General features: G+C 42.0%; 13 protein-coding genes. 8 read left to right on the top strand and 5 right to left on the bottom strand.

The annotated features are described in order from the left end of the window. Positions 1-19: 19 nt before the first annotated feature. Both cmk and aroA read right to left on the bottom strand, forming a co-directional pair. Entirely contained in the window at positions 20-700 is a 681-nt protein-coding gene (gene cmk / locus VCA1004_RS06585) for a (d)CMP kinase (protein WP_086983995.1), read from the bottom strand. 196 nt (positions 701-896) lie between these two features. Next, positions 897-2,177, bottom strand: a complete 1,281-nt coding sequence (gene aroA, locus VCA1004_RS06590) for a 3-phosphoshikimate 1-carboxyvinyltransferase (protein ID WP_086983992.1) — start codon at positions 2,175-2,177, stop codon at positions 897-899. A 131-nt stretch (positions 2,178-2,308) separates the two neighbouring features. Here aroA and aat point away from each other — a divergent pair, with 131 nt between their 5' ends. From aat to infA, 3 genes are all read left to right on the top strand, one after another. Then, positions 2,309-3,022 carry a leucyl/phenylalanyl-tRNA--protein transferase gene (gene aat, locus VCA1004_RS06595; protein ID WP_086983988.1) on the top strand — a complete coding sequence of 238 codons (714 nt, stop codon included), beginning with the start codon at positions 2,309-2,311 and terminating at the stop codon, positions 3,020-3,022. A gap of 39 nt (positions 3,023-3,061) precedes the next feature. Further along, on the top strand, positions 3,062-3,748 hold the full coding sequence (locus VCA1004_RS06600) for an arginyltransferase (protein WP_086983985.1): 687 nt from the start codon (positions 3,062-3,064) through the stop codon (positions 3,746-3,748). 118 nt (positions 3,749-3,866) lie between these two features. Next, positions 3,867-4,085 carry a translation initiation factor IF-1 gene (gene infA / locus VCA1004_RS06605; protein ID WP_001040192.1) on the top strand — a complete coding sequence of 73 codons (219 nt, stop codon included), beginning with the start codon at positions 3,867-3,869 and terminating at the stop codon, positions 4,083-4,085. A 200-nt stretch (positions 4,086-4,285) separates the two neighbouring features. Here the strand turns inward: infA and clpA are convergent, their stop codons facing one another. Both clpA and clpS read right to left on the bottom strand, forming a co-directional pair. Next, on the bottom strand, positions 4,286-6,553 hold the full coding sequence (gene clpA / locus VCA1004_RS06610; RefSeq protein ID WP_086983982.1) for an ATP-dependent Clp protease ATP-binding subunit ClpA: 2,268 nt from the start codon (positions 6,551-6,553) through the stop codon (positions 4,286-4,288). Positions 6,554-6,615: 62 nt separating this feature from the next. Then, positions 6,616-6,936, bottom strand: coding sequence for an ATP-dependent Clp protease adapter ClpS (clpS, locus tag VCA1004_RS06615; RefSeq protein ID WP_086983979.1), 321 nt, complete (start codon positions 6,934-6,936; stop codon positions 6,616-6,618). A 348-nt stretch (positions 6,937-7,284) separates the two neighbouring features. Here clpS and cspD point away from each other — a divergent pair, with 348 nt between their 5' ends. Beyond that, positions 7,285-7,506: a cold shock domain-containing protein CspD gene (cspD, locus tag VCA1004_RS06620; RefSeq protein WP_086983976.1), complete on the top strand. Its 222-nt coding sequence runs from the start codon at positions 7,285-7,287 to the stop codon at positions 7,504-7,506. 365 nt (positions 7,507-7,871) lie between these two features. On the opposite strand, the gene VCA1004_RS06625 is transcribed toward cspD, so the two are convergent. Continuing rightward, entirely contained in the window at positions 7,872-10,106 is a 2,235-nt protein-coding gene (locus tag VCA1004_RS06625; RefSeq protein WP_086983973.1) for an NADP-dependent isocitrate dehydrogenase, read from the bottom strand. Positions 10,107-10,512: 406 nt separating this feature from the next. Here VCA1004_RS06625 and VCA1004_RS06630 point away from each other — a divergent pair, with 406 nt between their 5' ends. From VCA1004_RS06630 to purB, 4 genes are all read left to right on the top strand, one after another. Further along, positions 10,513-11,205 carry an rRNA large subunit pseudouridine synthase E gene (locus tag VCA1004_RS06630; RefSeq protein ID WP_086983971.1) on the top strand — a complete coding sequence of 231 codons (693 nt, stop codon included), beginning with the start codon at positions 10,513-10,515 and terminating at the stop codon, positions 11,203-11,205. 114 nt (positions 11,206-11,319) lie between these two features. Further along, complete coding sequence (mnmA, locus tag VCA1004_RS06635; protein ID WP_086983968.1) at positions 11,320-12,462, top strand: tRNA 2-thiouridine(34) synthase MnmA; 1,143 nt, start codon at positions 11,320-11,322, stop codon at positions 12,460-12,462. Positions 12,463-12,550: 88 nt separating this feature from the next. Further along, the gene (hflD, locus tag VCA1004_RS06640; protein ID WP_086983965.1) at positions 12,551-13,171 is read left to right on the top strand and encodes a high frequency lysogenization protein HflD; all 621 of its coding nucleotides are present in this window, start codon (positions 12,551-12,553) and stop codon (positions 13,169-13,171) included. A gap of 59 nt (positions 13,172-13,230) precedes the next feature. Continuing rightward, a complete protein-coding gene (purB, locus tag VCA1004_RS06645; protein ID WP_086983963.1) occupies positions 13,231-14,604 on the top strand; it encodes an adenylosuccinate lyase in 1,374 nt (457 codons plus the stop codon). Positions 14,605-14,616: the final 12 nt, after the last annotated feature.

Below are 14,616 nucleotides of genomic sequence, written 5' to 3' on the forward strand. Positions count from 1 at the left end.
TAAAAGTATAAAATAACCGTTATTTAGCGAGTTTAGATTCGATAAATTGTAGTGCTTTCTCCACCACTTCTTCAATAGAAAGTTTAGTAGAATCAATCACTAATGCGTCTTCAGCAGGACGTAAAGGGGCAACCGCTCGATTGCGATCACGATAGTCACGCTCTTGAATATCGCATAAAAGTTGGTCGAATTTACCACTTAAACCCTTCTGTTGCAACTGATTCAAGCGTCTCTGTGCCCTTTCTTCTGCGCTGGCATCGAGGAAAATTTTCGCTTGAGCATTAGGAAAAACTACCGTTCCCATATCTCGACCGTCGGCAACCAAACCAGGCTCGGCACTGAATGCACGTTGACGACGTAATAACGCTTCTCTTACTCGAGGTAGAGAGGCCACTTTCGATGCTGCCGTGCCCGTTTCTTCTTTACGTAATTCTTTCGAAACGTCTTCCCCTTCTAGAATCACTCGGACCAGATCGCCTTCAGCAATAAATTGGACATCAAGGTGAGTCGCTAAAAGAACAAGCGCATCTTCTGATTCAATATCAACACCATGGTGAAGTGCGGCCAATGCTAATACTCGATAAATCGCTCCGGAATCCAGTAAATGGAAATTCAGTTTATCCGCAAGCATCATACATAATGTACCTTTGCCTGCGCCGCTAGGCCCATCGACCGTGATTATCGGGCTTTGAGATGACATACACTTTCTCCGGTGTTTGAGTGAGCATCAAGCTCAATGAAATAGGATGATTTTCGGCGCGCAATTATATCGAAATCATGGCCATCATGCATGAACTATTAATGAAAAATCTTGTTACCGCTTATTTTCCCAACAGTTAGAACTCAAAGGCCCCACGTAATGCGAGGCCTTTGAGGTATGATATCGGTAGCTCAGCTTATTGGCTTAGCTGCTTAAATTTATCGAAATACCCTGGAAATGTCTTCGAAGTACAATTGGGGTCATTAATGGTCACAGGCGTATCACTTAATGCTACCAATGAAAAACACATTGCCATTCTATGGTCATCATAAGTATCAATTTCAGCATGATTTAGCTGTTGTGGCGGAGTAATCGTAATATAATCCTCTCCCTCTTCCACTAGCGCTCCCACTTTTCTCAGTTCTGTTGCCATCGCAGCTAAACGGTCTGTTTCTTTCACTCGCCAGTTATAGACATTACGAATTGAGGTAGTCCCTTGCGCAAACAATGCGGTAGTGGCAATAGTCATCGCGGCGTCTGGAATATGGTTAAAATCCATATCAATGGCATTAAGCTTACCTTTACGGCACAGTACATAGTCATCCCCCCATTCAATCTCAGCCCCCATTTTTTCTAATGCATAAGCAAATTGAATGTCGCCTTGAATACTATTTTTACCAATCCCTGTTACTTTAATCTCGCCACCTTTGATAGCGGCGGCAGCTAAAAAATACGAAGCTGAAGAGGCATCACCTTCAACCAAATATTGACCAGGGCTTAGGTATTGCTGTCCGGTAGGAATAACAAACGTTTGATAATCATGATTAATCACCTTCACTCCAAACTTCGCCATAATATCAAGCGTAATATCAATGTATGGTTTGGACACTAAATCGCCTTCGATATGGATAGTGATATCACCAGAAGCAAAAGGCGCTGCCATCAGAAATGCGGTCAAAAACTGGCTGGATATCGAGCCATCAATCGTCACTTCTCCCGAGGTTAATCCTGTCCCCACAATCTTTAAGGGTGGATAATGCTCGTTTTCTAAATAAGTGATGTCAGCCCCCGCAGAGCGTAATGCATCCACTAGATGGCCGATTGGACGCTCTTTCATACGTGGCTCACCTGTTAAGACAAATTCCCCTTGCCCTAAACAAAGCGCCGCCGCCAAAGGTCTCATCGCAGTGCCTGCATTCCCTAAAAACAATTCCAATGGTTGCAAAGATTGAAAAGTTCCGCCGAGGCCCTCCACCTCACACACTGATTTATCTTCAGATAATGAATACTTTACCCCAAGTTGAGTCAAGGCATTAAGCATGTGGCGAATGTCATCACTATCGAGCAAATTGGTGAGGCGTGTTGTGCCTTTTGATAAAGCAGCAAGCAGTAATGCACGGTTTGACACACTCTTAGAGCCGGGTAAATTGATGTCACCGGATATTTTGTCAATCGGTTGAAGAGTAAGGCTTTCCATTATTTTTGATATTCCTTGCGATGATCTTACTAAAACAAACAGTCTGGCTTCGAGATTAACGAAAATCGGGATACAGTGCCAGTGTAAATATTGCTATCATTTCGTCATTAAACTGAAAAGAATCCAAGACCATGACCTTCTCTCTTCCTTGCTTAGATAACCAATTTACTTTTCCAGATGTCCATCTCGCTCTCGATGAACCAAATGGATTACTGGCTTATGGCGGCGATCTTTCTCCACAAAGGATTCTGACCGCGTACCAACACGGAATTTTTCCTTGGTTTTCAGATGACGACCCTATTTTATGGTGGAGTCCAACTCCTCGTGCGGTCATCGCCCCTCAAGATTTCTCCCCATCAAAAAGTTTGCGCAAACACGTCAAACGTTCGTCTTGGCGAGTCACGCTGAATCAATGCACTGACAAAATCATTCAATTATGCGCCAGCACTCGGCCCAAAGAAGAAACTTGGATCACCGACGAGATGATTAATGCTTATATTCAACTGGCTCAACTAGGCCATTGTCATTCAGTTGAGGTTTGGCACGATGAGCAATTAATCGGTGGCTTATATGGAATTAAATTAGGACGCGTTTTTTGCGGCGAGTCGATGTTTTCTTTAGAAAGTAATGCATCAAAAGTCGCCTTCTGGCATCTTTGCGATTATTTTTCGTCCGTCGGTGGACAATTAATTGATTGCCAGATGATGAACCCACATTTACAACGTTTAGGCGTCATCGAGATACCGAGAAAAGCATTTATCCAGCAACTAGAACAATTACAGCAACACCCCATAGCGATTAATGCTTTTGCACCGAAAACCTTGAGCTTAACGACCACCGCTTAATTTACCCTTATTAATACAATGCTTTAAGCAGGATGACTCATGCATCAAATAAAAATCGGTTTAAGTCCTGAACATTCATGTAGCTACTTAGCCGAGCAACAAGAACGCGTTGCCGTGGTACTCGAACAGGAACTGCATACTGAAGCAAATTATGAAGTGTTTCTTGCTAATGGGTTTCGGCGCAGTGGCAATATGATTTATCGCCCGCACTGTCGCTCTTGCCAAGCATGCCAACCCATTCGCCTCTGTATTGCGGATATCCATTGGTCTAAAAGCCAAAGGCGACTACTTAATAAAGCCCGCCACCTAACTTGGGAGCTTAAAGAAACATTAGATGAAAATTGGTTTGTACTTTATGAGCGTTATATTAATGCACGACATCAAAGTGGTAGCATGTATCCAGCCAATCCAGATCTTTTTACCGATTTCATCTTTGCCCAATGGATGCCACCTAAACTCCTCCATCTTTATGATAACGATAAACTCATTGCCGTTGCGGTGACGGATTGTGTGCCCAATGCTCTCAGTGCTTTTTATACTTTTTACGACCCAGATTACCCATTATCACTTGGGACACTCTGTGTGCTACTGCAAATTCAACAGTGCCAAAAGATGCAAAAAGATTGGCTTTATCTGGGTTATCAAATTGATGAATGCCCGGCCATGAATTACAAAGTTCGATTTCAACGCCATCAAAAGCTAGTAAATCAGCGTTGGCAAGGGTAGAATACGCAACAACTTTAAACTCGAGCATATATTTATTCACTGCTTGAGCATATTACCCCCTAACTTTACTGCTCAATCTAGCGGTTAAGAATAAGCCAAATTTCGGTAAGAGGATTAAATGGCAAAAGAAGACGTAATTGAGATGCAAGGAACTGTCCTTGACACATTACCAAACACTATGTTCCGCGTTGAATTAGAAAATGGTCACGTAGTTACTGCTCATATTTCAGGAAAAATGCGCAAAAACTACATCCGTATCCTGACTGGTGACAAAGTGACTGTAGAAATGACTCCATACGATTTATCTAAAGGCCGTATCGTTTTCCGCGCACGCTAATATTTTTCATTAAGTGGTAGTAATCACCATTTAATATTCAATGTATTATTGATTCTTAATTCAAAGCCGAAACCACCTTGTTTCGGCTTTTTTATATTTATCTGCCTTGCTTATTAAGCGACTCCATAAAAAAACTCCCACCATAATAAATACAGCAGGAGTTAATGTTTAATGTCGTATCAATCGCTTATTGATAAATCTTAATGTACCGCTTCTTCTTCATTAAGGTAGGTAAATGCCAATTCATCACTACTTTCGTCTAAACGAACTTTGACGGTGCCTCCATCCACCAATGAACCAAAGAGCAGTTCATTCGCAAGCGGTTTTTTCAGTTTATCTTGAATGACTCGTCCCATCGGCCTTGCGCCCATTGTTTTATCGTAGCCTTTTTTCGCTAACCAATGACGAGCTTCTTCTGACACTTCCATTGATACACCACGCCCATCAAGCTGTGCTTGTAATTCAACAATGAATTTATCGACGACTTGGTGGATCATTTCTTCGCTCAAGCTATTAAACCAAATAATATTATCTAAGCGGTTTCTAAACTCTGGCGTAAAAACTTTCTTAATTTCAGCCATCGCATCATGACTATTATCTTGTTGAATCAGCCCCATTGAGTGCTTCTCAGTTTCTTGCACCCCTGCGTTAGTCGTCATCACTAAAATAACATTACGGAAATCGGCTTTTCGACCATTATTGTCAGTCAATGTCCCGTTATCCATAACTTGCAATAGTAGATTGAAAATATCGCTATGGGCTTTTTCAATCTCATCAAGCAACACCACTGAGTGAGGGTGCTTAATCACGGCATCGGTCAATAAGCCGCCTTGGTCATACCCTACATAACCTGGAGGTGCCCCAATCAATCGGCTAACCGAGTGACGTTCACCATATTCAGACATGTCAAAGCGTAATAACTCAACGCCCAATAATTTGGATAATTGAACCGTAACTTCAGTTTTACCTACCCCGGTTGGACCGGCAAACAAGAAGGAACCTACTGGTTTATTCTCTTGCCCTAAGCCTGCGCGAGTTAATTTAATCGCCTCACACAGCACTTCAATGGCGGGATCTTGTCCAAAGACCAATAATTTCAAGCGGCTATCCAAACGAGATAACACTTCTTTATCCGACGAGGAGACCGACTTTTCAGGAATACGTGCAATCTTCGCGACAATGGCTTCGATATCAGCAACATTCACGGTTTTCTTTCGCTTACCGACTGGCGCTAAACGACAATGAGCTCCCGCTTCATCAATGACATCAATTGCTTTATCTGGCAGATGACGTTCATTAATGTATTTGGCCGATAATTCCACTGCCGCACGTAATGCTTTATTGCTGAATTTTACTTGATGGTGCTCTTCGTACTTGCTCTTTAAGCCAATTAAGATCTTGGTTGTGTCATCAATTGAAGGTTCTAAAATATCAATTTTTTGGAAACGTCGAGCCAGCGCACGCTCTTTTTCAAAGATACTGCTGTATTCTTGATAAGTCGTTGAGCCAATACAGCGCAGCTTACCATTACTTAATAACGGTTTAATTAAGTTCGCAGCGTCAACTTGACCGCCCGATGCCGCACCTGCACCGATAATTGTATGAATTTCGTCAATAAAAAGAATGGTGTCTTTTTCTTTTTCCAATTGCTTTAAAATGGTTTTAAAACGCTTTTCAAAATCACCACGATATTTAGTGCCAGCTAATAGCGAACCGATATCCAATGAATAGATAACACTATCTTTAATCACATCCGGTACTTGACCTTCCACAATGCGCCAAGCTAAGCCTTCCGCTATCGCAGTCTTACCTACGCCTGCCTCACCAACAAGTAGAGGGTTATTTTTACGGCGACGGCAAAGAACTTGGATGGTGCGCTCCAGTTCAACATCACGCCCAATCAGTGGATCAATCTGACCTTTCTTCGCTACTTCATTAAGGTTGGTGGCAAAGCTATCAAGTCGTTCTTCAGAATTATTATCGGCTGTGCTGTCATTACTTAAACCACTCGCTCCGGTAATATCATCTTCTCCAAACTTACGAATACCATGAGAAATGAAGTTCACAATATCTAAACGACTAATGTCATTTTTCTTAAGAAGGTAAGCGGCGTGTGATTCTTGTTCACTGAAAATAGCCACCAGCACATTAGCACCAGCAACTTCACTGCGGCCTGATGACTGCACATGAAAGACTGCTCGCTGCAGTACTCGCTGAAAGCTTAAGGTAGGTTGAGTTTCGCGTTCTTCATCCGTTGTTGGAATTAGTGGGGTCGTTTGCTCGATGAACGCTTCGAGTTCCTGACGTAATGTCTCTATATCAGCTTGGCAAGCGGATAAGGCTTCATGAGCAGAATCATTATCAAGCAACGCCAATAATAAGTGCTCAACCGTCATAAATTCATGACGTTTTTCCCTAGCTCGCATAAATGCGCCATTCAAGCTCATTTCAAGTTCTTTATTTAGCATAGCTACCTCCCCAAAGAACAACTCATTTGTTCATATTTAGCTAAAGCTTAAGCTGTTTTTATTTATACTTGCTCCATAGTACATAACAAAGGATGTTCATTTTCACGGGCACACATAGTCACTTGCATCACTTTTGTTTCCGCTACTTCTGCTGTAAAGGTGCCACAAATGGCCTTTCCCTCGTAATGCACTTTGAGCATCACCTGAGTCGCACTCTCCAAATCCATAGAGAAAAAACGCCCCAGTATTTCAATTACAAAATCCATTGGTGTGTAATCATCATTATTTAATATGACATTATACATCGCCGGTGGTTTCAATTTGGTCTTCTCATCTTCCAGAAGATCGATATCTGGCGAAGTCCATTGGTATTGCTTATTCATGTTTAATTCAACTTTCATTAACAAGAGAGATAGAAAACATAACTATCAACCTGTCTTCTTAATTAGAGACTAATGCACCAATTGTATCCCTGCAAATAAAAGATTACCATTCAATAAAACTTACACATCAACCGCCTAAAAAGAAAGCAATAGTTCTCAAACTGCCCCATACAAATGTAACTCCACTTCATTTACTAACAAAAAGTTAAATCCACCTCTCTATTTCACCTTTTGAACGACAATTATCAACAACAACTATTGACTGTCCGTCATGATTGTCTAAATTGTGTTCTGAAGTGGTTAAAAAACTAACCGTTATATCGTTAAAAAGCATGAGGGATGTAAAGCATGGCTACAGGAACAGTTAAATGGTTTAACAATGCCAAAGGATTTGGCTTCATTTGTCCAGAGGGTGAAGAAGGAGATATTTTTGCACACTATTCGACAATTCAAATGGATGGATACCGGACGTTAAAAGCAGGCCAACAAGTCTCCTATGAAGTAGAAAAAGGTCCTAAAGGCTCTCATGCAAGCCTCGTTATGCCACTTGATAACGATCAAAGTAAATAGGTAACACCTCTTTCAAACCTCTTTTCGTTATCTAAATTATCGTATCTAAACAACTCTACCTAAACAACAGTGTTAACTAACACTGTTGTTTATCCTGTTTATATTGCCTTTTATCACGACTCATATCTTTTTAACGTAACGCGAGTTTTGTTTCGAACCCTGCTTTCCATTAAGCTACTTTGCCCTTTCTTACCATTCAAGTTGCCCGCCTCCTATGAATCAACCTCAGTTGCGGATACTCCATACAGATTTGTCTCAACACAACTATTCCCAATGATCAGGCACAAAAAAGCCAGTCACTTCACAGTAACTGGCTTTTATTAACAACCTTGCGTGATTAAATCGAGAACGTCTCGCTCGAGAATCTATTCACTTAATGTTGAAAGTACTTTATTTAAGGTGGCACTTGGACGCATTAGATTCGACACTTTTTCATCATCAAATGAATAGTAACCACCTAAGTCACCCACGATACCTTGCGCCCCATTCAATTCAGCCACAATTTGCTGCTCATTTTCAGCCAACTGCGCTGCAATGGTTGAAAATTGTTGAGCAAGTTCCGCATCTTGAGTCTGCTCGGCTAAGGCTTTCGCCCAGAATGCCGCTAAATAGAAATGGCTACCACGGTTATCCAACTCACCCACTTTTCGTGATGGTGACTTGTTCTCGTCTAAAAACTGGCCTGTTGCCTTATCTAGGGTCTCAGCAAGAACTTTGGCTTTCGCATTACCGGCAACCGTACTTAAATGTTCAAGTGACGCGGCTAAAGCTAAAAACTCACCTAATGAATCCCAACGTAAGTGGTTTTCTTTTTCCACTTGCTGTACGTGTTTTGGCGCTGAACCACCAGCACCGGTTTCAAACAAGCCACCGCCATTCATTAGCGGTACAATCGACAGCATTTTCGCCGACGTACCCAGTTCCAAAATAGGGAATAAATCCGTTAGGTAGTCACGCAATACGTTACCTGTTACCGAAATCGTATCTAAACCTTCTTTAATGCGCTCTAGTGAATAGTTAGTGGCATCAACAGGTGACAAGATCTTAATCTCTAATCCAGAAGTGTCATGCAAAGGAAGATAAGCATTCACTTTTTTGATCAATTCAGCGTCATGGGCACGATTTTCATCTAACCAGAATATTGCTGGAACGTTAGTGGCGCGCGCACGTGTAACTGCCAGTTTAACCCAATCTTGAATAGGAGCATCTTTTACTTGGCACATACGGAAAATATCACCTTCTTGGACATCTTGTTCAAGAAGTACTTGATCATTTTCATCAATCACACGAACCGTACCAGCTTTTTTAGTAATGAAAGTTTTATCGTGTGAACCGTATTCTTCTGCTTTTTGCGCCATTAAGCCAACGTTGGGTACGCTGCCCATTGTCGTAGGGTCAAAAGCGCCGTGTTTTTTACAAAAATCAATAACCGCTTGATACACGCCGGCGTAAGAACGATCAGGAATCATCGCTTTGGTATCTTGCAATTGACCTTCGCTATTCCACATTTTGCCCGATGAGCGAAGCATCGCAGGCATCGATGCATCGACAATCACATCACTAGGTACGTGAAGGTTAGTAATGCCTCGATCTGAATCTACCATTGCCAATGCAGGACGAGTCGTATAAACCGCTGCTAATGCGGCTTCAATTTCTTGTTTTTGTTCAGCTGGGAGCGTTTCAATCTTGCTGTAAACATCACCAATACCATTGTTGACATCTACACCAAGCTCTTCAAATAGTTCACCGTATTTAGCAAACACATCTTTGTAATACACTTTGACGGCATGACCAAAGATCACAGGATCTGAGACTTTCATCATGGTCGCTTTCAAGTGTAAAGAAAGCAAAATGTCTTGCTCTTTAGCTTGTTGAATTTCATGTTCAAAAAACTCAACTAGGGCCGCTTTATTAAGTACTGCAGCGTCAATAATTTCTTTATCTTGCAAAGCAAATGGCGCTTTTAATATTTCAACTGAACCTGTGGTATCGACATGTTCAATGCGAACTTGACGAGCACCGTCTACGGTTACCGACTTTTCGCTACCGTAAAAATCTTGTTGCGTCATGCTCGCGACGTGTGAAGTGGAATTAGCATCCCACGCTCCCATTGAATGAGGATTTTTCTTCGCGTAATTTTTCACGGATAACGGAGCACGACGGTCAGAGTTACCTTCACGCAATACTGGGTTTACTGCGCTGCCTTTAATTTTATCGTACGTTTCTTTAATCGCACGCTCTTCATCTGTTTTAGGTTCATCAGGATAATTCGGTAATGCATAACCTTTTGCTTGCAGCTCTTTAATTGCCGCGCGCAATTGCGGAATCGAAGCCGAAATGTTGGGTAATTTGATGATATTTGCCTCAGGTGTGTTGGCAAGGTTACCCAGCTCCGTTAGAGCATCACCAATGCGCTGCTCTTCGGTTAAGTATTCAGGAAAGTTTGCAATAATACGTCCTGCCAAGGAAATATCACGGGTTTCTACATTAATACCAGAAGATGCTGTGTATGCGCGAATGATAGGCAATAAAGAATAAGTAGCCAGAGCTGGCGCTTCATCGGTAATAGTGTAAATAATTGTTGGCTTGTGTGTAGACATTGAATTTCCCTATATAGATCGAACAGCCTTATAGATGAAAGACTGTGTGGCTCAAGAAAATGGTCAATAACCACTTTCTATAGTGTTAGATAATAAAATCTTCAGACACACTGTATCAATACCAGCATGTCATACCATGAGTCGCTCCAATTTGTCGTGATATTGGTTTGTCATCATGGTGACAAGCCATCTTATCGGCTTACTCATCCAACAATGCTAAATCAATAAACAACGTCTTTATTTCAGTTCAAAGGAATCTTTTATGGGGAAAAATTCCCGAATGAATTAAACAAATTAGAGTTATTGGTCTATTATCTTGTTCTTTTAGCGGCACCATACTAGATCAATTCTTAGTTTATTAAAACTTAGCCACTCCGTTTGTTTACATTTTTGCAAGGTAGTTAACATGTCAACCCCAAAACCGTCTTCTAAAAAGCCCCAAGCTCGTCGTAAGTTTAAAACAAACTCGACTCAAAACGGCGGCGAAAACTACTCAGCACAAAACAAAAGAAAACCTCACCATGCAGCCAAAAAAACCACAGCACCAATTCGCGATAGTGAACGTATCGTTTTATTATTTAACAAACCTTACGACACGCTAAGCCAATTTACTGATGGTGAGCAACGCAAAACGTTGGCCGATTATATTGATGTCAAACATGTGTATGCTGCCGGACGCCTCGACCGTGACAGCGAAGGACTCATGGTGCTGACCAATGATGGCATCTTACAAGCTCGAATTACCCAGCCACAATCTAAAGCACCTAAAACCTATTGGGTACAAGTCGATGGTGCTCCAAGCGAAGCCGATTTAGACAAGCTTCGTCAAGGAGTTGAGCTAAAAGACGGGATGACACTACCGGCGCAAGTTAACATTATGCCGGAGCCACAACTTTGGCCACGCAACCCTCCGGTTCGCTTTCGCGCTAACATTCCAACCACTTGGCTATCAATTACCATTATTGAAGGCCGAAATCGTCAAGTAAGACGTATGACGGCTCATATTGGTTTTCCAACTTTACGATTGATTCGCTATGCCATCGGTGATTGGAATTTAGGTCAATTGCAACCGGGTGAATACCAACACATTCAATTATAAAAGCAGGATCGTTTTTTTATCTGTAGAAATGAATGTGAACTCCTTCACGGATCTGTCACCGCCGATAACTTTCTGTTAGAATCCGCTCCAGATTCATTTTGTGGTATTTAACGCATGTCAGATAACAGCCAAAAACTCAACAACGGCAACAAAAAAGTCATCGTCGGTATGTCCGGTGGTGTTGACTCTTCGGTTTCAGCTTACTTGTTACAACAGCAAGGATATCAAGTTGAAGGTCTTTTCATGAAAAACTGGGAAGAAGATGATAATGAAGAATATTGTACAGCAGCAGAAGATCTTGCTGATGCACAGGCCGTTTGTGACAAGCTAGGTATCCACTTACACACCATCAATTTCGCCTCTGAATATTGGGATAATGTGTTTGAATACTTCCTTGCCGAATATAAAGCTGGCCGTACTCCAAACCCAGATATCTTGTGTAATAAAGAAATCAAATTTAAAGCTTTCTTGGAATTTGCCGATGAAGTTCTCGATGCTGACTTCATTGCTATGGGTCACTACGTTCGCCGCACTTTCCCAACCGTTGAACAAATGGCTGCCGGTGAAGTGCCACAAATGTTACGTGGTTTAGATAACAATAAAGATCAAAGTTACTTCTTATATACACTAAGTCATCAACAAGTCGCTCGTAGCCTATTTCCTGTGGGTGATTTAGAAAAGCCAGAAGTGCGCCGTATTGCCGAAGAGCAAGGCCTAATCACCGCGAAGAAAAAAGATTCAACCGGTATCTGCTTTATCGGCGAGCGTAAATTTACCGACTTTTTATCACGCTACTTACCTGCTCAACCGGGTAAAATCGAAACGCCTGAAGGAAAAGTCATTGGTGAACACCAAGGTTTGATGTATCACACTTTAGGCCAACGTAAAGGTTTACATATTGGTGGTCAAAAAGGCGGCGGCGGTAATGAAGACCCATGGTATGTTGCTGATAAAGACTTAAAACGTAATGTGCTAATTGCTGTTCAAGGTGGCGATCATCCATTATTGAAATCATCTGGCCTGATGGCTTCTCAACTACATTGGGTTGACCGTAAGACCATGACCGAACCACTTCGCTGCACAGTGAAAACTCGTTATCGTCAACAAGATATTGCTTGTACCATTGAGCCAATCGATGCAGACACCATCAAAGTCATTTTTGATGAACCTCAAGTTGCCGTAACACCAGGACAATCAGCCGTATTCTATTCAGGCGATGTCTGTCTAGGCGGTGGTATCATCGAAGAAAGAATTTAATAATTTTAAGGGCTCTTTGTAGCCCTTTCGTTTATAGTATCAAGTCTACATTTTATTGTTTTTGGTCAGTATTCTAGGAGAATTAAACGTGGCAAACACTCTTTATGACCGTACTATCGCTTTTGCTGGCATCTGCCAGGCCGTTGCTCTGGTTCAACAAATTGCGCGTGACGGAGATTGTAATCATTCAGACTTAGAAGCTACGTTAAATACCATCATCAATATGAACCCACGTAATACCCTGGATGTTTTTGGTGATGAATCTAACCTCAAGCTTGGCCTTGAAACTTTAGTCAAAGGCATTGACAGTACGCCTAAAGGCAGCGAACTCACACGTTATATCATTAGTATCATGTCATTAGAACGCAAGCTAAGCGCTCGTTCAGATTCCATGTCTCAATTAGCCGATCGTCTCACTACCATTGAACGACAAGTGGAACACTATGACCTACTTGATGAGCAAATGATCAGTAACCTAGCCAGTGTCTATCTAGATGTTATCAGCCCAGTAGGTCCACGCATTCAAGTTTCAGGCACACCCGCAGTACTGCAACAAACACTCAATCAGCACAAAGTTCGCGCCCTGCTACTAGCCGGTGTTCGATGTGCTGTATTATGGCGTCAAGTTGGCGGCCGACGTCGTCATTTATTACTCAGCCGCAAAAAAATGCTCGAACAAGCTAAAATTTTATTAGCTCGTGCTTGGTAATCACTGCCACCCTATTTCACCCTTATTTAATTAAACTCAATTCAATTCAGGAGATACACATGGAACTGTCAGGATTGACTGCTGTTTCACCGGTAGACGGCCGCTATGGAAGTAAAACGATTGCGTTACGCAGCATCTTTAGTGAATATGGCCTCCTAAAATACCGTACTATCGTTGAAATTCGTTGGTTACAGAAGCTTTCAGAGACCGCAGCTATTACAGAAGTCCCTGCATTTAGTGCCGAAGCCAACCAATACTTAAACGAACTTGCAGCCAACTTTAGTGAAGAAGATGCAAACCGTATTAAAACGATTGAGCGCACCACTAACCATGATGTAAAAGCGGTTGAATATTTCCTAAAAGAAAAAGTAGAAGCGGTTCCTGAGCTACATGCCGTTAGCGAATTTCTTCACTTTGCTTGTACTTCTGAAGATATCAATAACACTTCTCACGCATTAATGCTTAAAGAAGCCCGTGATGAGGTCATTCTGCCTGCTATTCGCGAAATCATTGATGCGATTAAAGGTCTTGCGGTTGAATATCGTGATATCCCACTATTATCGCGTACTCACGGCCAACCTGCTTCTCCATCGACCATGGGTAAAGAAATGGCAAACGTGGCGTACCGTATGGAACGTCAATACAAGCAAATTGAGAACGTTGAAATTCTAGCGAAAATCAATGGTGCAGTAGGTAACTACAACGCGCACCTTTCAGCGTACCCAGAATTAGATTGGCACAAATTCAGTGAAGAGTTTATTACTGAGTCACTAGGCGTAGATTGGAACCCGTACACCACTCAAATCGAACCGCATGATTACATTGCAGAGCTATTTGATGCGATTGCACGTTTCAATACTATCTTAATCGACTTCGACCGTGATGTTTGGGGCTATATCGCTCTAGGTCACTTTAAGCAAAAAACCATTGCTGGCGAAATCGGCTCTTCAACCATGCCGCATAAAGTTAACCCAATTGACTTTGAAAACTCAGAAGGTAACTTGGGCTTAGCCAATGCTATCTTCACTCACCTTGCGCAAAAACTGCCAATTTCTCGCTGGCAACGTGACCTTACTGACTCAACCGTATTACGTAACCTAGGCGTGGGTTGTGGCTATGCCATCATCGCTTACTCTTCTGTTATGCGTGGTATCAGTAAACTTGAAGTCAACCAAGCCGCACTAGAAGCTGAACTAGACAAAAACTGGGAAGTATTGGCTGAGCCGGTACAAACAGTCATGCGTCGTTACGGCATTGAAAAACCATACGAGAAACTTAAAGAGTTAACTCGTGGCAAACGTGTTGATGGTGAAGGTATGCGTGCGTTTATCGACGGTCTGGAAATCCCACAAGAAGAAAAAGATCGCTTAAAACAAATGACACCAGCTAACTACATCGGTGATGCGGTTAAACTGACGGATTTATTGAAATAAGGACACTATACT

Origin of the sequence: Vibrio aphrogenes (genome assembly GCF_002157735.2) — a bacterium.
GTDB lineage: Bacteria > Pseudomonadota > Gammaproteobacteria > Enterobacterales > Vibrionaceae > Vibrio > Vibrio aphrogenes.

Coding starts and splice junctions, on each gene's coding strand:
- aat (WP_086983988.1), top strand. CDS start 2,309: ATGACCTTCTCTCTTCCTTGCTTAGATAACCAATTTACTTTTCCAGAT.
- VCA1004_RS06625 (WP_086983973.1), bottom strand. CDS start 10,106: ATGTCTACACACAAGCCAACAATTATTTACACTATTACCGATGAAGCG.
- VCA1004_RS06600 (WP_086983985.1), top strand. CDS start 3,062: ATGCATCAAATAAAAATCGGTTTAAGTCCTGAACATTCATGTAGCTAC.
- cspD (WP_086983976.1), top strand. CDS start 7,285: ATGGCTACAGGAACAGTTAAATGGTTTAACAATGCCAAAGGATTTGGC.
- clpA (WP_086983982.1), bottom strand. CDS start 6,553: ATGCTAAATAAAGAACTTGAAATGAGCTTGAATGGCGCATTTATGCGA.
- clpS (WP_086983979.1), bottom strand. CDS start 6,936: ATGAATAAGCAATACCAATGGACTTCGCCAGATATCGATCTTCTGGAA.
- aroA (WP_086983992.1), bottom strand. CDS start 2,177: ATGGAAAGCCTTACTCTTCAACCGATTGACAAAATATCCGGTGACATC.
- VCA1004_RS06630 (WP_086983971.1), top strand. CDS start 10,513: ATGTCAACCCCAAAACCGTCTTCTAAAAAGCCCCAAGCTCGTCGTAAG.
- purB (WP_086983963.1), top strand. CDS start 13,231: ATGGAACTGTCAGGATTGACTGCTGTTTCACCGGTAGACGGCCGCTAT.
- infA (WP_001040192.1), top strand. CDS start 3,867: ATGGCAAAAGAAGACGTAATTGAGATGCAAGGAACTGTCCTTGACACA.
- cmk (WP_086983995.1), bottom strand. CDS start 700: ATGTCATCTCAAAGCCCGATAATCACGGTCGATGGGCCTAGCGGCGCA.
- mnmA (WP_086983968.1), top strand. CDS start 11,320: ATGTCAGATAACAGCCAAAAACTCAACAACGGCAACAAAAAAGTCATC.